At 65.0% G+C, this 19,520-nt stretch carries 16 protein-coding genes; 3 read left to right on the top strand and 13 right to left on the bottom strand.

Annotation, left to right across the window (positions count from 1 at the left end):
• The first annotated feature begins 473 nt into the window (after positions 1–473).
• Positions 474–3,908: a PAS domain-containing sensor histidine kinase gene (locus tag JQ566_RS19160; RefSeq protein ID WP_212374466.1), complete on the top strand. Its 3,435-nt coding sequence runs from the start codon at positions 474–476 to the stop codon at positions 3,906–3,908.
• Between the two features lie 327 nt (positions 3,909–4,235).
• Here the strand turns inward: JQ566_RS19160 and JQ566_RS19155 are convergent, their stop codons facing one another.
• Positions 4,236–5,408 carry a thiolase family protein gene (locus JQ566_RS19155; protein ID WP_212374464.1) on the bottom strand — a complete coding sequence of 391 codons (1,173 nt, stop codon included), beginning with the start codon at positions 5,406–5,408 and terminating at the stop codon, positions 4,236–4,238.
• Positions 5,409–5,540: 132 nt separating this feature from the next.
• Complete coding sequence (locus JQ566_RS19150) at positions 5,541–6,470, bottom strand: LysR family transcriptional regulator (protein ID WP_212374462.1); 930 nt, start codon at positions 6,468–6,470, stop codon at positions 5,541–5,543.
• 122 nt (positions 6,471–6,592) lie between these two features.
• Between JQ566_RS19150 and JQ566_RS19145 the strand changes: the two genes are divergently transcribed.
• On the top strand, positions 6,593–7,759 hold the full coding sequence (locus tag JQ566_RS19145) for a hypothetical protein (RefSeq protein WP_212374460.1): 1,167 nt from the start codon (positions 6,593–6,595) through the stop codon (positions 7,757–7,759).
• An 84-nt stretch (positions 7,760–7,843) separates the two neighbouring features.
• On the opposite strand, the gene serA is transcribed toward JQ566_RS19145, so the two are convergent.
• From serA to JQ566_RS19100, 9 genes are all read right to left on the bottom strand, one after another.
• A complete protein-coding gene (gene serA / locus JQ566_RS19140; protein WP_212374458.1) occupies positions 7,844–9,433 on the bottom strand; it encodes a phosphoglycerate dehydrogenase in 1,590 nt (529 codons plus the stop codon).
• Positions 9,434–9,661: 228 nt separating this feature from the next.
• Positions 9,662–10,834 (bottom strand): phosphoserine transaminase, encoded by a 1,173-nt coding sequence (locus tag JQ566_RS19135; protein WP_212374456.1) that lies wholly within the window; start codon positions 10,832–10,834, stop codon positions 9,662–9,664.
• Between the two features lie 79 nt (positions 10,835–10,913).
• Entirely contained in the window at positions 10,914–11,105 is a 192-nt protein-coding gene (locus JQ566_RS19130) for a hypothetical protein (protein WP_249139563.1), read from the bottom strand.
• A gap of 173 nt (positions 11,106–11,278) precedes the next feature.
• Positions 11,279–11,743 (bottom strand): GNAT family N-acetyltransferase, encoded by a 465-nt coding sequence (locus JQ566_RS19125; RefSeq protein ID WP_212374452.1) that lies wholly within the window; start codon positions 11,741–11,743, stop codon positions 11,279–11,281.
• Positions 11,744–11,760: 17 nt separating this feature from the next.
• Entirely contained in the window at positions 11,761–12,351 is a 591-nt protein-coding gene (locus tag JQ566_RS19120) for a glutathione S-transferase family protein (protein WP_212374450.1), read from the bottom strand.
• A gap of 75 nt (positions 12,352–12,426) precedes the next feature.
• A complete protein-coding gene (locus JQ566_RS19115) occupies positions 12,427–13,308 on the bottom strand; it encodes an outer membrane protein (protein WP_212374448.1) in 882 nt (293 codons plus the stop codon).
• Positions 13,309–13,475: 167 nt separating this feature from the next.
• Positions 13,476–14,306, bottom strand: coding sequence for an outer membrane protein (locus JQ566_RS19110; protein WP_212374446.1), 831 nt, complete (start codon positions 14,304–14,306; stop codon positions 13,476–13,478).
• Positions 14,307–14,860: 554 nt separating this feature from the next.
• Positions 14,861–16,204, bottom strand: a complete 1,344-nt coding sequence (gene glmM / locus JQ566_RS19105) for a phosphoglucosamine mutase (RefSeq protein ID WP_212374444.1) — start codon at positions 16,202–16,204, stop codon at positions 14,861–14,863.
• 221 nt (positions 16,205–16,425) lie between these two features.
• The gene (locus tag JQ566_RS19100; protein ID WP_212374442.1) at positions 16,426–16,593 is read right to left on the bottom strand and encodes a hypothetical protein; all 168 of its coding nucleotides are present in this window, start codon (positions 16,591–16,593) and stop codon (positions 16,426–16,428) included.
• Between the two features lie 115 nt (positions 16,594–16,708).
• Between JQ566_RS19100 and JQ566_RS19095 the strand changes: the two genes are divergently transcribed.
• Positions 16,709–17,845 (top strand): alpha-hydroxy acid oxidase, encoded by a 1,137-nt coding sequence (locus tag JQ566_RS19095; RefSeq protein ID WP_212374440.1) that lies wholly within the window; start codon positions 16,709–16,711, stop codon positions 17,843–17,845.
• Positions 17,846–17,964: 119 nt separating this feature from the next.
• Here the strand turns inward: JQ566_RS19095 and JQ566_RS19090 are convergent, their stop codons facing one another.
• Positions 17,965–18,591 (bottom strand): hypothetical protein, encoded by a 627-nt coding sequence (locus JQ566_RS19090; protein ID WP_212374439.1) that lies wholly within the window; start codon positions 18,589–18,591, stop codon positions 17,965–17,967.
• Between the two features lie 56 nt (positions 18,592–18,647).
• A complete protein-coding gene (locus tag JQ566_RS19085; RefSeq protein WP_212374437.1) occupies positions 18,648–19,487 on the bottom strand; it encodes a shikimate dehydrogenase in 840 nt (279 codons plus the stop codon).
• Between the last annotated feature and the right edge of the window lie 33 nt (positions 19,488–19,520).

Genomic DNA, 19,520 nt, shown 5'->3' with positions numbered 1-19,520 from the left:
GAACCGATCCTCCCCCTCCAGGGGAGGATGGGCACCGCTGATGCCGCTTGCCGCTCCGCGCCGCAAATCCTGCGGCGGAGCTGCGCTCTTACCCTCCCCTGGAGGGGGAGGGTCGATCGCGCGCAGCACGAGCGGGGTGGGGTGATCTCTCCACTCGGGCACCGCCTATGTGGAGGGACTGTCACCCCACCTCGGTTCGCATTTAGCTTCGCTGCATGCGAACCGATCCTCCCCCTCCAGGGGAGGATGAGCACCGCCTATGCTGCGCGAGCCTATGCCAACCCTTCGAATCCCTTGGATGCAACATCGGCTCGGCTTGCGGGCCTGGGCACATTAAGGTTATCGCCGCTAGGGTCGCCTTTCCGGGCTTGCGGCCGTGGACCTGCCCGCGCCTTCCGGGCGATACTAACCCTTTCTTAAGGCTGCCATTCCCGGCAGCCGCCACACCTGATGCGTGAGCGACAGCCGGCCTTATGACGCGTTCGGATTTCCAGTTGCGAGGTGTGGGCGATCCGCGGCTGGCCGTGCATGCGACCTCTCCTCTGCCGGCCTGGCTGTGGTCGATCGACGGCGCGCGCGTGCTGTGGGCCAATCCGGTCGGCGCAAGGCTGTTCGGCGCGGCGAATAGCGCAGGCCTCGCCGACAAGGTGTTCGGCCCCGCCGACAGCCATCGCCGCCAGGTCGCCCGGCTCGCCCGCCAGCTGCCGGCGAACGGCGCCGTGCGGCTCGAACGGCTGCGCGGCTTCGGCGCCCGGCTCGGCACGCTGATGACCTGCGCCTGCGCGCGGCTCGACTTTGCCGATGGCGTCCATCTCTCTGAAAGATCTGCCGTGCTCGTCATCGCGATGGACCCGACGCTGCGCACGATGCCGCTGGTCGAGCGGCTGCATCGTCTCGTTGCCGGCGCCGAGGTGCCGATGGCCGCGTTCGCGCCGGACGGACTGTTCGTCGGGGCGAGCGATGCCGCCCGCTCCCTGCTCGGCTTCCGCGATCTCTCTGAGGCCGGCCTCGACCGGGCGCGCAGCGATGCGCTGGCAACCGGCCGCGCCGCGACGCCGATCGGCATCGGCCAGATGGTGCTGCAACGGGTCGGCCTCGGGGCCGATGTCGGCCTGGTCGCGCTGATCGAGCCTGCCGCCCATGCAGCGGCTGCGGGCGCTGCCGCGCCCAAGGTCGCACCCGTCGAGCCTCCGGCTGCAGTGCCGGAGAACGCACAGCCTGCGCCGCCAGACGCGGCTCCGTCCGTGTTCGCGCTGTTCGACGCTTTCACCGATCCGGTCGAAACACCAGCCGAGACGATCGCGCCCGAGCAGCCGGCCTGCGAGGCAACACCGGACGTCGTGCCGGCCCAGAGCAGCGAAGAGACGATCGAGCAGGTCGTCCCGGTAACGGCCGACGCCGCGGCCAAAACTCCGGTTGAAAACCGCTGCTCGGCCCTTGTGTCGCCGCAGGCTGCGCCGATCACTGTCGGCATGGTCGAGCCGCCGTCGGGCCAAGGGTTGTCGGGCCAAGAGTCCTCGGACCAAGAGTCCTCGGGCCAGCAAGAGCCGCCCGCACCGCGTCAGCATCCGCTGCGCTTCCTCTGGCAGATGGATGCAGAGGGCCGCTTTGTGCTCGGCTCCGATGAATTCATCCACCTGATGGGCGCGCACACGGCCGCCGGCTTCGGCCGCCCCTGGCGCGAGATCGCCGCGGAGTTCTCGCTCGATCCGGAGGGGCGCATCGCGCAGGTGCTGGAAAGCAAGGACACCTGGGCCGGCATCACCGTGAACTGGCCCGCCGATGGCGGCGAGCACATTCCGGTCGAGCTCGCGGGCCTGCCGGTCTACGACCGGATGCGCAACTTTGCCGGCTTCAGGGGATTTGGCGTCTGCCGCGATCTCGACGGCCTCAACCGGCTCGAGGCGCTCAGGCGCTTCGAGCTGCTCGTCGAACCGCCGGCGCAGCAGGGCCTCTCCGCTGAGGTCGCCGAGCCCGATGCGGAGCCGGAGGCCGAACCCGAAGCAGCGGCGGCGCCTCCGCCAAGCGAGCCACCCGCGCCCGAGCCCGAACTGCCAGAGCCCACAAGCGACGCGACTTCACACCCAACCGATCTGGACACGCCCGTGGAAACGCCTCCCAATGTCGTGCCGTTCCGCCCATCCGGCGATACGCGCCCCCCGACGCTGACGCCGGTCGAGAACAGCGCGTTCAACGAGCTCGCGCGGCAATTGTCCGAGCGGCTCGAACGCGAGCGCGAGACCATCGCGACTGACGCGGCCGAGCCGGCGGCGGATATCTCGGCCGAACCGGCGGAGCCCGAGCCGCCGCAGGCTGCAACCGAATGGCTGACCGAGCCGGCACCGCCGCCGCGCGGGATGAGCGCGCGCGACCGCACGCTGCTCGATCTCTTGCCGACGGGCATCCTGATCTACCGGCTCGACCGCCTGCTCTACGCCAACCCCGCCTTCCTCGCGCGCATGGGCTATGCCAGCCTGAATGCGCTGGAGAATGCCGGCGGGCTGGATGCGCTCTATGTCGAGCCGGGCGTGTCGCCGGCCAGCAGCACGTCGCAAGGCGGCACGCCTGTGACGATCAGCGCAACGGTCGCCAATGGCGAAGAGCCGCTTGCGACGACGGACGCGCATCTGCACACGATCGACTGGGACGGCGAGAACGCGCATGCACTGATCTGCGCGCTGCCGCAGGCGGCCCCCATCGCCGCAGCGCCTGTCATCGCAGAGACCTTCATCGCCGAGTCTGTTATTGCAGAGTCCGTTGTCGCCGAGTCCTATCCCTACGAACCCGAGCCCGCGGCCGGCGAAGCCGAGGCGGAGGATCTCGCCGCGATCCTCGATACCACGGCCGAGGGCATCGTCATGTTCGATGCCGAAGGCAACATCCACGCCTGCAACCGCAGCGCGGAGGCGCTGTTCGGCTATGACGGGCAAGAGCTGCTTGAGCAGAACCTGATGACGCTGTTCGCGCCCGAGAGCCAGCAGATTGTCGCCGACTATCTCGAAAGCCTGAAGAGCCAGGACATTTCCAGCCTGCTCGACCACGGCCGCGAGGTGCTCGGCCGCGAGAAGAAGGGCGGCGCGATTCCGCTCGCGATGATCATGGGCCGCACGCGGCCGGACGGGCCGAACTTCTTCGCCGTGTTCCGCGATCTCTCCCAGAGCAAGAAGGGCGAGAGCGAATTGACCCAGGCCCGCCGCCTCGTCGACGGCGCGGCCAATGCCAAGGCCGACATGCTGGCGCGGATCAGCCACGAGATCCGCACGCCGCTCAACGCCATCATCGGCTTTGCCGAGGTGATGATCTCCGAGCGCTTCGGCGCGCTCGGCAACGAGCGCTATGGCGAATACATGAAGGACATCCGCGCTTCCGGCGAGCGCGTCATCGCCATCATCGACGATTTGCTGGAGCTGTCGCGGATCGAGACCGGCAAGCTCGATCTCAATTTCGCCAACCTCAACCTCAACGACCTGGTCGAAGCCTGCGTCACGGTGATGCAGCCGCAGGCCAATCGCGAGCGCATCATCATCCGCACCTCGCTCGCCCATGCGCTGCCGCAGGTGAGCGTCGACGCGCGCGCGATGCGGCAGATCACCATGAACCTGATCTCGAACTCGATCCGGCTCGCCAGCGCCGGCGGCCAGGTCATCGTCTCGACGGCGCTGACCGACCGCGGCGAGATCGCGCTTCGCATCCGCGACACCGGTCACGGCCTCAGCGAGCGCGAGGTCGCCGCCGCCATGGAGCCGTTCCGCACGCCGCCGCCCGAGGATGCCGCCGACAGCTCGGCGCTGAGCCTGTCGCTGACGAAAGCGCTGGTCGAAGCCAACCGCGCGCGGTTCAACATCAAGAGCGCCGGCCACGGCACGCTGATCGAGGTGGTGTTCGCCCCGGCTCTGGCGAGGGCGTAGAGCGGTCTTAACCTCTCCCCGCTCTTTGCGGGGAGAGGTCGGATCGCGCCCGGCGATGCGCAGCATCGTCCGGTGCGATCCGGGTGAGGGGCCAGGCAATCTGGTGCCGCAGCCGATGCTCCATCCGACATCTCCGATCGCCGTCGAGCGCGTCACACCTACGATTCAGATCGAGCCCACGGAGACAGCCCCTCACCCCACCCTCTCCCCGTAAGAACGGGGCGAGGGAGTGAGAGAGTGGTGCGTCCCTTACCGTTCGGCCGTCAAAGCTCCAAGCAAAAAGGGCACGGCTTGCGCCGTGCCCTTTCGCATTCATGCAGGCCTATCTCAGCTGTAGATCTCGAACAGGCCGGCGCCGCCCTGGCCGCCGCCGATGCACATCGTCACCACGCCCCACTTGGCCTTGCGGCGCGCGCCTTCCTGCAGCAGATGGCCGGTGAGACGGGCGCCGGTCATGCCGAAGGGATGGCCGATCGCGATCGAGCCGCCATTGACGTTGTACTTGGCGGGATCGATGCCGAGCTGGTCGCGGCAATACAGGCACTGGCTGGCGAAGGCCTCGTTGAGCTCCCACAGATCGATGTCGTCGATCTTGAGGCCGGTGCGCTTCAGGAGCTTCGGGATCGCGAACACCGGGCCGATGCCCATCTCGTCGGGCTCGCAGCCGGCGGTGGCCCAGGCGACGAAGCGGCCGAGCGGCTTGAGGCCGCGCTTCTCGGCGTCCTTGGCTTCCATCAGCACCACGGCGGCGGCGCCGTCGGAGAGCTGGCTGGCATTGCCGGCGGTGACGAACTTGCCGGGGCCCTTCACCGGCTCGAGCTTTGCCAATCCTTCCATCGTGGTCTCGGGCCGGTTGCACTCGTCGCGATCGACGACGTAGTCGACGATGCTCTCGGCCTTGGTCTGCTTGTCGACGACCTTCATCTGGGTCTTCATCGGGACGATCTCGTCCTTGAACTTGTTCGCCTGCTGCGCCGCGGCCATGCGGCGCTGCGATTCCAGCGAGAACTCGTCCTGGTATTCGCGGCTGAGCTTGTAGCGCTCGGCGACGATGTCGGCAGTGTCGATCATGGCCATGAAGATGTCGGGGGCGACCTTGAGCAGCTCCGGATCGATCGATTCCTTCGGTGTGCCGCCGCCGGGAACCGAGATGCTCTCGACGCCGCCGGCGACGATGCAGTCGGCGCCGTCCGAGCGGATCGAGTTGGCGGCCATTGCGATGGTCTGCAGGCCCGAGGAGCAGAAGCGGTTCACCGAGACGCCGGCGGTGGTCTTCGGCAGGCCCGCGAGCAGCGCGGCCTGGCGGCCGATGTTCGGCGCGCCATGGGCGCAATTGCCGAGATAGCAGTCCTCGACGTAGTCCTTGTCTACGCCGGAGCGGCTCACAGCATGCTTGATGGCGTGGGCCGCGAGCGACATCGGTGGCGTGATGTTGAACCCGCCGCGGCCGGACTTTGCCAGGCCCGTGCGCGCATAGGAAACGATGACGGCTTCACGCATTGTTCTCTCCCTTGTCGAACGATTTTGAACGGAGCGTCCTGGCCGCCATTGGTACACAAAGTTTGACGGGTGCGGGAAGGAAAAACGCCGGCCTCGATGTCGGCGGCGGCGCTCGTTCCGCAGATTGGAATATCACCGACGCGAACGCTGCTTCGCACCGTTGGGATGCACGAGCAGGCCGAACAACCATTCGATGCCCGCATCCATCATTGCGGCTTTCGGGACGACGGCGCGAAGCTGAAAACTGCGCATCGGCAGCGGGGAATCGACGCCGACGAGGCCGAAGCGAGCCCCATAGGCATCGAGAAGTCCCTTCGGCAGCGCGGCGACGAGATCGGTTTCGGCGACGACCGCGAGCATGAGCATGAAGCTCGGAACGGTCATCGCCACGCGGCGGGACAGACCTCTGCTGGCAAGGACGTCGTCCACATAGGCGCGCGTATCGCCGCCAGGCGAGACGATGACGTGCTGGATCTCGCAATAGCGCTTCAGGGTCGGGCTGTCCGCGAACGGATGACCGCAACGCGCGGCAATCTGGAAACGGTCCTCGAACACGATCTTGGAGACGAAGCGGGCGGGAACGTCGTCGATCGGCACGACGGCGATGTCGACGCTCCGTGCATCAAGCTCGGCAAATGCCGCATCGCGCAGCACGTAGCGCAAGGACATGTCGATCGACGGCGCGTGCTTCTGAACGACCGCGAGCAGTTGCGGCATCATGACAGCGGCAATCGCGTCCGGCGCGCCGAGCGTGAAGCGGCGTTTCGAGCGCGCGGGGTCGAACGGCTCTGCCGCGCCGACCACGCGCCGCGCCCGCGCCAGGACGTCGGCAATGGCATCGGCGAGCTCGAGCGCGCGCTCGGTCGGAACGACGCCCTTGGGCACCTTGAGGAAGAGCGGATCGTTGAACTGCTGGCGCAGGCGATTGAGCCCGTGGCTCACCGCCGAGGGCGTGACGTGCAGACGCGCCGCCGCCCGCGCCACGTTCCCCTCCGCCAGCACGGCTTCGAAGACCGGAAACAGGTTCAGGTCGACCCGATCGAGCTGAATTTCTCTCATCATATTCGTGAAATTATATACGGAAACTAATTTCGGAACAATGGCGACCAACCCACATGCAGCCGAAACACAGCCCGCTGCAATACGTAAAGCAATGTCAATTCAAACCCTTATGGAGTACTACAATGCCGATTACCCCACGCTTGCTGCAAAGTGCAGCGGCCTCGATCCTCCTGTTGACCGCCGCCAGCAGCGGCGCTCATGCGGCCCGCACGAACGTCACGATCGCCGGCAACGGCTTCAGCTCCACCATCCTGAAGGTCGTTTCGGAGAATGGAACGTCGTGGACCAAGATCGAGGGCAGCACCATCAGCCTGCCCGTCAAGGTCCACATCACGTCGTCGTATCCCATCGTGAATTACAAGGTGCGTCAGCTCAGCCACCCCGAAGGCATGTACTTCGTCAACGTGTCCCCCGATAAAAAACACGACGATGAGGTGAACTTCTCGACCACCTATGAAGGCTCGACCGACTTCATGACGGCGGCGGAAAAGCAGGCCGTCATTGCGGCCTGCAACAAGAAACTCAGCGAAGGGAAGGGCATTCGCGAAAGCCACAACACGTTCGGCTCGGTCGGCGTCGAGCTGATCGCCTCGTTCCTGACCCCGAGCAAGGATGTCGGTCCGCTTCCGTCGGGCGGACTGGGACCGACGGACAAGCACACCGCCAACGTGGTCGTGCCGGTGGAATGCGAAGGCAAGCATGGCAAAGCCGACGACGTCGCCGCCAAGGAGCCGAACTTCAGCGTCAAGGACATCCACCTCCGCTTCATGACCTCTGCCGGCCATGTGACGAGTCCCAATGCCGGGGCGAAATGCCAGATGACCCACGCTCGCGTCCGCGTCGGCACCAGCAAGGCGGGTGGGGTCAAGTTCAAGCTCTGGACCAAGGTCGGTAACGAGCCGATGCAGAGCCAGTTCGTCGAGGCTTGGTCGTCGTTCGTTTCGCCGGGCAAGTACGAGGCGGTCTTCACCAAGAAGATCTCGGTGTCGAAGACGACGAGCGTGCAGGCGATGGCCGAAGACAAAACCAACCCGATCGGGCAGTCGACCGGATGGAAGCAGGTCTCGCTCGACTGCACGGGTGCCGGCGGCGGCGGCTTTGCGAGCACGCCCAATCCGGTCCGCCCGTCCGACAGGCCATTGCCAGGTCGCCTCGTCGGCCACGAGACCCGCCCGGTGCCCGTCATCGCGCCGGTCCGGCCGGGGTTTGGCGAAGCCAGGCCCGCGCGCCAGGCTCATGCGACGGGCGCAAAGGAGCAGTTCTCTCGCGCCAAGCCGCACGTCAACTGAGAGTTCTGGGACGTCGATGTCCATCGCTCCCGGGCGAACCTCGACCTGATCGTCGAGGTTCGTCCGGCGTCTTGAAGCGGCAGCTCAGAACGTCAGCGCCTTGGCCTGCTTGACCTGCGGCAGGGCCAGCACCTTGGCGAGCACGTCGGCCGGCACCACACCGTCGACCTCGACCAGCGCAATGGCATCGCTGCCGGGCGCGACACGGCCGAGATGGAAGGTGGCGATGTTGATCTTGGCGTCGCCCAGAAGGCCCGCGAACTTGCCGATGAAGCCCGGCTTGTCCTCGTTGGTGACGTAGATCATCGACTTGCCGAACTCGGCGTCGACGCGGATGCCCTTGACGTCGACGAGGCGCGGCTTGCCGTCGTGATAGACGGTGCCGGAGACCGAGCGCTCCTGGCGTTCGGTCGCAACCGTGACGGTGATCAGGCTCTCATAGTCGCTCTGGGCGGCGCGCACGATCTCGTCCACCACCATGCCGCGCTCCTTGGCGACGACGGGTGCGGACACGACGTTGACCTCGCCGAGCATCGGCCGCAGCAGGCCCGACAGCACCGCGGAGGTGATCGCCTTGATCTTCATCTCGGCGACATGGCCCTCATAGGTGATCTCGACCTTGAGGATGCCGCTCTCGGTGAGCTGGCCGGCGAACGAGCCGAGCTTCTCGGCGAGCGCGATGAACGGCTTCAGCTTCGGCGCTTCTTCCGCCGTGATCGAGGGGAAGTTGACGGCGTTCGAGATCGCGCCGGTCAAGAGATAATCCGACATCTGCTCGGCGACCTGGAGCGCGACGTTCTCCTGCGCTTCGGTGGTGGAAGCGCCGAGATGCGGCGTGCAGATCACGTTGGGATGGCCGAACAGCACGTTCTGGGTCGCGGGCTCCTCGACGAAGACGTCGAAGGCGGCGCCCGCGATGTGCTTGGAATTGAGCGCATCGACCACCGCCTGCTCGTCGACGAGGCCGCCGCGGGCGCAGTTGATCAGGCGCACGCCCTTCTTCATCTTGGCGATCGCGGCTGCATCGATGATGTTCCTGGTCTTGTCGGTGAGCGGCGTATGCAGCGTGATGAAATCGGAGCGCTTCAGGAGGTCGTCGAGCTCGACCTTCTCGACGCCGATGTCCTTGGCGCGCTCCGGCGACAGGAACGGGTCGAACGCGATCACCTTCATGCGCAGGCCGAGCGCGCGGTCGGCGACGATCGAGCCGATGTTGCCGCAACCGACGACACCGAGCACCTTGCCGGTGATCTCGACGCCCATGAAGCGGTTCTTCTCCCACTTGCCGGCCTGGGTCGAGGCGTCCGCCTGCGGGATCTCGCGGGCCAGCGCCAGCATCAGGGTGATGGCGTGCTCGGCCGTCGTGATCGAATTGCCGAACGGCGTGTTCATCACGATGATGCCCTTGGCCGTGGCGGCGGGAATCTCGACATTGTCGACGCCGATGCCGGCGCGGCCGATCACCTTCAGCCTGGTCGCCTTGTCGAGGATCTTGGCGGTTGCTTTCGTCGCCGAGCGGATCGCAAGGCCGTCGTAATTGCCGATGATCTCGGCCAGCTTGTCCTTGTCCTTGCCGAGATTGGGCTGGAAATCGACCTCGATGCCGCGGTCTTTGAAGATCTGCACGGCGGCGGGCGAGAGCGCGTCGGAAATGAGAACTTTGGGTTTGGTCATGGGATGTCTTCCTTCACACCCTCCCCTGGAGGGGGAGGGTCGGCGCAAAGCGCCGGGGTGGGGTGAAGCTGCAACAAAGAAAATTGCCGGTGCGCCGTGTGGAGAGATCACCCCACCCCGCCGCACCTGTTTGTTTGAGCATGATCTTGTCGGAAAACCGGAGACCCACTTTTCCGGATCATGCTCGCCGGTGCGTCGACCCTCCCCCTCCAGGGGAGGGTCAGAACATCAGGCCGCCTTGGCGAGCTGCGCCTTGGTGTCGGCGAAGGCCCAGTCGATCCACTGCGTCAGCAGCTCGACGTCCTTCGCTTCCACCGTGGCGCCGCACCAGATGCGCAGGCCCGCCGGCGCATCGCGGTAATAGGCGAAGTCGTAGCCTGCGCCTTCCTTCTCGACCAGCGCGACCAGCTTCTTGGAGAAGTCGGCCTGCGCATCCTCGGAGAGCGAGGTGATCGCGGGGTCGGTGAACTTCAGGCACACCGAGGTGTTGGAGCGGATCGAGGCGTCCTTGGCCAGGAAGTCGATCCAGGGCGTCTTCGCCTTCCAGTCGGCCAGCACCTTGGTATTGGCGTCGGCGCGCGCGATCAACGCCTTGAGGCCGCCGATCGACTTGGCCCAGTTCAGCGCATCGAGATAGTCCTCGACGCAGAGCATGGATGGCGTGTTGATGGTCTCGCCGACGAAGATGCCTTCGTTGAGCTTGCCGCCCTTGGTCATGCGGAAGATCTTCGGCAGCGGCCAGGCCGGCTTGTAGGTCTCGAGCCGCTCCACCGCGCGGGGCGACAGGATCAGCATGCCGTGCGCGGCCTCGCCGCCGAGCGCCTTCTGCCAGGAGAAGGTGACGACGTCGAGCTTCGGCCAATCAAGAGCTTGCGCGAATGCAGCCGAGGTGGCGTCGCAGATGGTCAGGCCTTCCCGGGTCGCGCTGATCCAGTCGGCGTTCGGCACGCGCACGCCCGAGGTGGTGCCGTTCCAGGTGAAGACGACGTCGCTCTTGGGATCGACCTTCGACAGATCGGGGATCTCACCGTAAGCCGCATTCAGCTTGGTGACGTCCTTGAGCTTCAATTCCTTGACGATGTCGCTGACCCAGCCCTCGCCGAAGGATTCCCAGGCGAGCGTGGTGACGGGCTTTGCGCCGAGCAGCGACCACAGCGCCATCTCGACCGCGCCGGTATCGGAGGCCGGCACGATGCCGATGCGGTAATCGGCGGGCACCTCGAGCACTTCGCGCGTCAGGTCGATCGCGAGCTTGAGCTTGGCCTTGCCGATCTTCGCGCGATGCGAACGGCCGAGCGCTGCGTCCTTGAGATTTTGGGCGTTCCAGCCGGGGCGCTTGGCGCAGGGGCCGGAGGAGAAATGCGGCACGGTCGGCCGCGAAGCGGGCTTCGCTACAGTCATGATCTACCCTTCCAGATAGTAAGCCTCCCGTTGGGGGGAGGTGTCCCGCCGCGGCTGATACGGGAAACGGGAAGGTCCGTCAAGGAAGTTCCGGGGCCTCACGCGCCAGTGATGGCGCCTCCGGTGCAATATCAGGGGATTCGACAACAGCGAGCGCATTCAGCAAGTCCGTGGCATCGCTGATCAATTGCGCGGCCTTGCGGCGGCTGCGGACCTTCAAAATGCATTTGTCATTGGCCTGCACGACGTAGTCGTTGCCGACCTTGATCATTGAATAGCTTGTCATCGAAATCCCCGAACCGACCGAGCTCGGTGCCGGAAGCTGCCGTAGCACCGTTCGGTCCCGGTTCAACATAAACGACGGCCGGGTAGTTTATCAGCTCTTAAGATGAACGAATGCGCGATCCGAATTTGCTGATCGCGCAAGGCTTGCGAGATGCTGCTTCAAAAGCGGACAGTCATGCCGACGTGACTCGCTGTGAATCCCAGCCGCTTGTAGAAGCGCTGCGCATCTGTTCGCGTGTGATGCGTGAGCAGTTCAACCAGATTGCAGCCGCGCACCTTTGCTTCCGTCACGGCCCATTGCACCAGCTGCTCGCCGATGCCGCGGCTGCGACAATCGGAGGCGACGCGCACGTCCTCGAGCAGACCGCGGATGCCGCCTTGCGAGCTGATGCCCGGCAGGATCGCAAGTTGCAGGCAGCCGACCACCCTGCCCGCGCTCTCGGCAACCACGAGCGTGAGATTCGGATCGCGCTCGACCCGCGCGAATGCGTCGTAATAGGAGGCCGGCAACGGATCCTCCACGCGCTCGCGCGCGCGGCCGAGATGATCGTCGGCGAGCATTGCCACGACCGCGGCGACGTCCTCGCGGCGCGCGGGACGGATGAAGACGGCTTCGGCGTTCATGTCAGACAACTCCGGACTCAGCGCGCCGGCGAAAGGCCGAGAAACGCTTCGACGTCGCCGATCCAGCGGCGGACGGACGCATGGCGGCCGAGATCGAAGCCGCCTTCATGCGCAACGCGGGTATAAGCGAGCAGCGAGACATCCGCGAGCGAAACCTCATCGACCGCGAAGAAGCGATTGGCGGAGAGATGCTGCTCCATGCGGTCGAGCGCCGCATAGCCGCGCTTGACCTTTTCAGGATCGAGCTCGGATACGTCCTTGCCGAGGTAGACGATGAGGAAACGGCACACGGCAATATAGGGCTCGTGGCTGTACTGCTCCCAGAACAGCCATTCATCCATCTTCGCCGTGGCGAAGGCATCGCGTGGGATCAGCGCGCTGTCGCGGGCGAGATAGCGGATGATGGCGTTGGACTGTGCCAGCGTACGGCCGTCGTCGAACTCAACGGTGGGCACCTGGCCGGCGCCGTTCATCCTCAGGAATTGCGGCGTGCGCGTCTCGCCCTTGCTTGTGTCGATCTCGATCCATTGGTAGGGCACAGCGAGCTTGTCGCAGACCCACTTCACCTTCAGACAGTTGCCGGAATTGCTGTCGCCGTAGATCTTCATCGCTACCGCCCCGCTATGGGGCGACAGAGCATCAGGACGGCGTGAATCTGTCAACCACGGCGGGGCGCAGCGGTGTCAGAATTTGTAGCCGAGGCCGAGGCGCGCGTTGTTCAGCGTGACCTGCGTGTTCATGACAGGCGAGAATCTCACATACTCGTATTCCACGCGTGCGAACAACCCGTCCCAAATGCAATATTCGAGCCCGAGGCCCGCGGTCCAACCGACAGCGAAAGTGTTGGTCCTGTGCTGGCTCTGAGTCTGCGACTGCGCCGGAACAGCATAGGTATTGCTCGTGGTCGTCGTAACGCCGCCGACCGTTGTCGATACGATCTGCGTGAGTGTCACATCGCTCGTCACCGTGCGGGAGACGTCCATCCGCCCAACCGCGGCGCCGAAGAAGGCATACGGCATGAAATCGCCGCCATCCCAACCGACGCGGCCACGGAGCGAAATCATGTCCTTGACCTTCGCCGCGGCGGTGCCGGTCAAGGTCACGTTGTAATTGTTGGTCGTTCCCTCGGGCGGGTTATCCCCGGGCGGGTTGGTGATAACGAGCGAGTTGTAACCGCTCGTCTGAGTGTAGAGATTGTCGAAGTAGCTGTAGGTGCCTTCAAGACCGAGAATGGCATCGTACCATTGCCAGTTGCGGCCGATGAAGCCACCGAAATTGACGCCTTGCGTGTTGGCTTTGTTGAGGAGCGACCAGTTCGCGGTCGGTTGCTGCAGGACGCTGTCGCGAAAGATGTAGTTGGTGAGGCCGACCACGCTCTGGCTGAAATCGGTCGCGTCGGTCGTGTAGCCGGCGTTGCCGCCGACATAAGCGCCGTCCCAATTGCGGCTCGTCTTCGACAGACCGTCGGTGAAGCCGCCGCGCAGCACGGGCAGGTCCGGCATGTCGGCCGCTTGCGCGGCAGACACCGTCCCCAACATCGCCGCTGCCAACACCAGCCTACGCATCACCACGCTCCATCGGACTCGAACTGTTGCGATGATCATCGCCTGTTAACCTTAACCAATGGTTGCGGCAGGCGCTTTCGTCGCTGCTCGCCATGAAAAATACGCAAAGTAAAACGGCGCGGGATGATCCCGCGCCGTTAAGGGACGTTAAGCGATGAGGCTGCCGATCAGCCCTTGGTGACGAGCGGCGGCGGCACGTAGGCCGGCGGGCTGCTGAGATCCCAGCGCACGCCGAGCTTCAGGTCGTGCGAGGTGAGCTCCTTGAGCTTGATCGAGGTCGGACCGGAGGCACTGTTGTCGAAGAGCCGGTAGTTGCCGGGCGCCGCGTCGCCGAGGTTCATGTAGCTGTAGGCCAGTTCGACGGTGAACCCGGGATTGACCTTGTAGGCGAGACCGGCGTGAGCGGCCCAGGCAAAGTTCCACTTACCGTTGTCGGCGAAGTAAGCGACGCTGTTGTTGAGCGCCGGGCTGTACGACACGCCGTCGTCGCGGAAGCTGCTGATCTTGTTGTACGAGCCGCCGACACCGGCGCCGATGAACGGAGTGATGCACCACCAGGTGCCGAGATCGACGTAGGCATTCGCCATGACGACCCACTCGGACTTGCTGCCGCTGTAGTTGTTGACGCCGACGAAGCCGGGTCCGACGACGGTGTCGCTGCCGTGCAGAGTGGCTTTGCCGCGGTACTGGCCGATCACGTCGGCACGGAACCAGTTGTTGAAGCGATAGCCGACGCCGAGATCGAACAGCGGCGAGGAGTCGAAGCCGAGGCCTTCCGTCGACTTCGAATAGCCGGCCGGCAGGGCACTCTCGATGCTCTTAGCGCTCTGGTTGGTCATGCCGATGTCGCCACGGAGATACCAGCCGCCGAAGTCTGCGGGCGGAGCGGGCGGCGCGTACATGGGAGGGGGCGCGGCGATCGGCATGTCGGCGGCGAACGCCATCGAGGAGATCAGGGTTGCCGCACCCGCGGCAAGGAGAGACTTAACGCTACGCATTGGCTTCGTCCTTATGGCCGGTGAGGCAAAATGCAGACGCCTCACGTTCTGGAAACTCACGACCCGGACGATGGCAGCAAATGTTTAAGCGCCACTTAACCCTAATTTTTAAGGTTGATTTTTTCTCTACCCACACGCGCGCGTCGCGCGAGCGTTGCAGAAATGCCGCGCCAAACGAATCATCCTCGGCGCATTTCCTAACGATGTGTGAAGCCGCAAGGCGGCGGGACGGGTGCGGGGTATCACTCCGCGCGTCGAGCTAAAGCGCAATGAGATGGGGGTTGATCGCTGCGACGACGGTAATGACCCCCTCTTCCGCTCTTGTCCGCCGAAGCCTTGGCGAAGGCGGATGCGGGAGAGGGTTGGGGAGAGAGTGCTTCCGCAATGGGACAATCCCCAAGAGTCCGATATCGTAGGGTGGGCAAAGGCGCCCTTGCGCCGTGCCCACGATCCTTCCGATACGGCGACAGACGCGTGGGCACGCTTCGCTTTGCTCACCCTACGATACTGCGCGTGGGGTGAGATCACCACACCCCGCTCGTGCTTGAAAGACCTTACGCCGCCGCTTGTCCCAGCGCCAGGACGATGGTGTCGACGACGTCCTCGACCAGAATGCGGTCCTCGCCTTCGCCCATGACGCGGATCACCGGCTCGGTGCCGGAGGAGCGGATCAGGAGGCGGCCGTGGCCGTTGAGGCGCTTCTCGCCGTCGGAGATCGCCGACTTGACGTCGGAATCGTCGAGCGGCTTGCCGCCCTTGTGGCGGACGTTCTTGAGGATCTGCGGCAGCGGATCGAAGCGGTGACAGACCTCGGACACGGGGCGGCGCAGCCTCTGCACCACGGCCAGCACCTGCAACGCCGCCACGAAACCGTCGCCGGTGGTGGCGTAGTCGGACAGGATGATGTGGCCGGACTGCTCGCCGCCGAGATTGTAGCCGCCGCTCAGCATCTGCTCGAGCACGTAGCGGTCGCCGACCGGCGTGCGCACGAGCTCGAGCCCCTGCCCTTGCAGGAAGCGCTCGAGGCCGAGATTGGACATCACGGTGGCGACGATGCCAGGCCGCGACAGCCGGCCGTCTTCCTTCCAGCTCTGCGCGATCACCGCGAGCAATTGGTCGCCGTCGACGAGATGGCCCCGCTCGTCGACCAGGATGACGCGATCGGCGTCGCCGTCCAGCGCGATGCCGATGTCGGCGCGCATCTCGCGCACCTTCTTCGACAGCGCTTCCGGCGAGGTCGAGCCGCACTCCTTGTTGATGTTGAAGCCGTCGGGCTCGACGCCGATCGGCACCACGTCGGCACCCAGCTCCCACAGAGCTTCGGGCACCACCTTGTAGGCGGCGCCATTGGCGCAGTCGATCACGACGCGCAAGCCATCCAGCGACAGATCGCGCGGCAGCGTGCGCTTGGCGAATTCGATGTAGCGGTCGTGCACGCCGTCGATACGGCGGGCGCGGCCGAGGCTCGCGCTCTGCGCCAGCCGCTTGTCGAGAGATTCGTCGAGCAGCTGCTCGATCTGCCGCTCGACGTCGTCGGAAAGCTTGAAGCCCTGTGGGCCGAACAGCTTGATGCCGTTGTCCTCGAACAGGTTATGCGAAGCCGAGATCATCACGCCGAGATCGGCGCGCATCGACTTCGTCAGCATCGCGACGGCCGGCGTCGGCATCGGGCCGACCAGCAGCACGTCCATGCCGACCGAGGTGAAGCCTGCGACCATAGCGTATTCGATCATGTAGCCGGACAGACGGGTGTCCTTGCCGATCACGACCCGGTGGCGGTGGTCACCGCGCTGAAACGCAAGGCCTGCGGCCTGGCCGACCTTGAGCGCGAGCTCCGGCGTGATCAGTCCGTTGGCGCGGCCCCGGATCCCGTCCGTCCCGAAATATTTGCGACTCATATCGTCCCCCAAGCAACAACCAGGGACTCCCCTCTACAACCACGGGCTGCCCGGCTGGGCCCCGCATCCCTGATTTGCTGAGGGTCTTATAAGGCTATCGCGGCTAACTTGGCTTCAAAAAATATGATAAATCATTACGGAACCAGGCTCGCCGCCGTCCCTGTAACACATTGTTAACATTATAGTTCCGGCATGACCAGCGGAAAGCAGACGGAACTCGCCTAGCTCGAGCGCTTGACATGGCCGTCCTCGCGGCTGGGCGCCGGCTGGGTGACATTGACCGGATCGGAGCCCGGAAAGGTCTCTTCCAGTCCCTCTTCCAGCGCCTCCTCGAGATCATGCTTCTCCTTGGTCTCTTCCGGCGACGGTCCAGCGTGCGGCCTCTTCATGGCGCCCTCCTGCAAAACGTTCTGCAAACGATTTGGCTGTGCATCCAACCATGCTAGATGACCCCGAAATCTTCCGATGCAAGACTTCCACGTTAGGACGGGCCGGGGAAACGACATGAAGCACATCACCTGTATCGACGATCTTCGCACGCTGCATCAGCGCCGCGTGCCGAAGGCGTTCTTCGATTATTGCGACCGCGGCTCCTATGCCGAGGAAACGCTGCGCGCCAACCGCGAGGACATGCAGGCGATCAAGTTCCGCCAGCGTATCCTGGTCGACGTCTCCAAGCGCGATAGCTCGACCACGATCCTCGGCGAGCCCTCGACCATGCCGCTGATCCTCGCGCCGGTCGGCCTGCTCGGCATGCAGCACGGCGACGGCGAAATTTACGCCTGCCGCGCTGCACAGGCCGCCGGTATCCCGTTCACGCAGTCGACGATGTCGATCTGCTCGATCGAGGACATTGCCGCCAATGTCGAGAAGCCGTTCTGGTTCCAGCTCTACGTGATGAAGGACCGCGGCTTCATCAAGGAATTGATCCAGCGCGCCATCGCCGCCAAGTGCAGCGCGCTGGTGCTCACCGTCGACTTGCAGGTGATCGGCCAGCGCCACCAGGACATCAAGAACGGTATGACCGTGCCGCCCGAGTGGTCGCTGTCGAAGCTCCTGGACTTCGCCAGCAAGCCGGCCTGGGTCTCCGGCGTGCTGCAGGGCAAGCGCCGCACCTTCGGCAATCTCGCCGGACATCTGAAGGTCAGCGACGACATCACCTCGCTGTCGACCTGGATCAGCTCGCAGTTTGACACCTCGCTGAACTGGAAGGACGTCGAGTGGATCCGCAGCATCTGGCCCGGCAAGCTGATCCTGAAGGGCATCCTCGACGTCGAGGACGCCGAGCTCGCCGCCAAGACCGGCGCGCAGGCCCTCGTCGTCTCCAACCATGGCGGCCGGCAGCTCGACGGTGCGCCGTCCTCGATCGAGGTGCTGCCGGAGATCGTGGACGCGGTCGGTGACACGATGGAGATCATGTTCGACGGGGGCATCCGCTCCGGCCAGGACGTGATGCGCGCGCTCGCGCTCGGCGCAAAGTCCTGCATGATCGGCCGCGCCTATGCCTATGGCCTCGGTGCCGGCGGCCAGGCCGGCGTCGCCAAGGCGATCGACATCATCCAGAAGGAGCTGCTCACGACCATGGGCCTGTGCGGCATCAACCGGATCGACGAGATCGACGATCATGTCATTGCGGTGTGATTGCAGCGGTGTCGTAGGGTGGGCAAAGCGAAGCGTGCCCACCAATTTCGCGAAATGCGGATAAAATGGTGGGCACGGCGCAAGCGCGCCTTTGCCCACCCTACGAGTTCAGCGCTCGATCACATCGGCGGCGTCAGGCCGTCGCGGCCGACGCTGACGCGGTTGGTCTCGAACGAGCCGTCCGGCAATTGCTTCATGAAGGCGATGACCTTGGCGCCGGCCTTCAGGTCGGACTTGTCGCCGGGCACGAAGGTCACCACCGGCGTGTTGTCGGCGACGAACACCTTCTTCTCGCCGTCCCTGTACTTGACGAGCAGCGTGTGGCCGTCATTGCCGACCACGCTCTCGGCCACCGTCGCATTGGTCATGCTGGAGTTGGGCTTGAGGTCCCAGGGCCGCGAGCCCTCGCCGGTGCCGCGCATATCTTCCGGAAACACGTGCACCTCGACGGCGTTCTGGCTGCCGTCCGGTCCCGGCACGGTGGTCGCGCCGATGAACGAACCCGGCTTGACGTCGGCGAGTGAAATCCTGGCAATCTCCGACACGTTCACGTCGGAGGCGAGGTGAAGCCTGACCTCTTCACCACTGCGCGACTTGACCTGCATGGTGTCGCCATTGACGCTTTCGATGGTGCCGCGCACGCGCGTCGGCACCGGCGCCTTCTGGGCGAAGGCGCAGTAAGTCGAGACGGCCACCATCGCGACGGCGATCAATGGACGTGTGAAAGTTGCACGTTGAACAGTCATGACGGTCTCCGGTTGTCCCCACGGATGGAGAACTCCGAAAGACCCGCGCTATTCTCTCAAGTCTTTGTGAGATCGGCCTCGACCAATGCGCGCAGCTCGGCCGTGACCTCGGGCCGCCGGCCGAACCACAGCTCGAAGCCGCGCACCGCCTGGTGCAGCAGCATGCCGAGCCCGTCGGCGGTCTTCAGGCCTCGCGCCGTCGCTGCGGCGAGCAGCGGCGTCACCAAGGGAACATAGACGAGGTCGGCGACGACCGCCGCTTGCGGCAGCCGTGCAACATCAACATCGAGTGACGGCTGCCCGTGCATGCCGAGCGAGGTCGTGTTCACGAGAAGTCCTGCGCGCGGCAGCACGTCGTTGATCGCGTCCCACGGCAGCGCATGCACGTTCGGCCCGAACTGCTTTGCCAGCGTCTCGGCCCGCGCGACGGTGCGATTGGCGACATGCACGCACTCGATGCCGCGTTCGAGCAGGCCGAACACGACCGCGCGCGAGGAGCCTCCGGCGCCGAGCACCAGCGCCTCCTCGGCCGCGTCCCAGCCGGGCGCGCTGGCGTCGAGATTGTTGATGAAGCCTTCGACATCGGTGTTGGTCGCGCAGAGCTCGCCGTCCGCAAACCACAGCGTGTTGGCGGCACCGACGGCCTTGGCGCGCGCATCGGGCGTCGACAGCGCCAGCACGGCTTCCTTGTGCGGGATGGTGACGTTGGCCCCGACGAAGCCGCGCAGCGACAGCCGCAGCACGAAGTCGCGCAGGTCCTCGGGCGGAACCGCCTCGATGACATAGCCGCCCTCGATTCCGAGCGTGCGCAGCCAGTAATGATGAATCAGCGGCGAGCGCGAATGCGCCGCCGGCCATCCGATCAGACAGGCTGCGGGAGTTCTTGGCGCGGTCATCTTTCCCTCGGGTCGTTTCCGAGGCGATCCATT

It is taken from the genome of Bradyrhizobium sp. SZCCT0231 (genome assembly GCF_018130245.1).
Taxonomy (GTDB): Bacteria; Pseudomonadota; Alphaproteobacteria; order Rhizobiales; family Xanthobacteraceae; genus Bradyrhizobium; species Bradyrhizobium japonicum_F.
The sequence above is the reverse complement of the archived record's forward strand: the minus strand, read 5'-3'. Positions and strand labels throughout refer to the sequence as shown.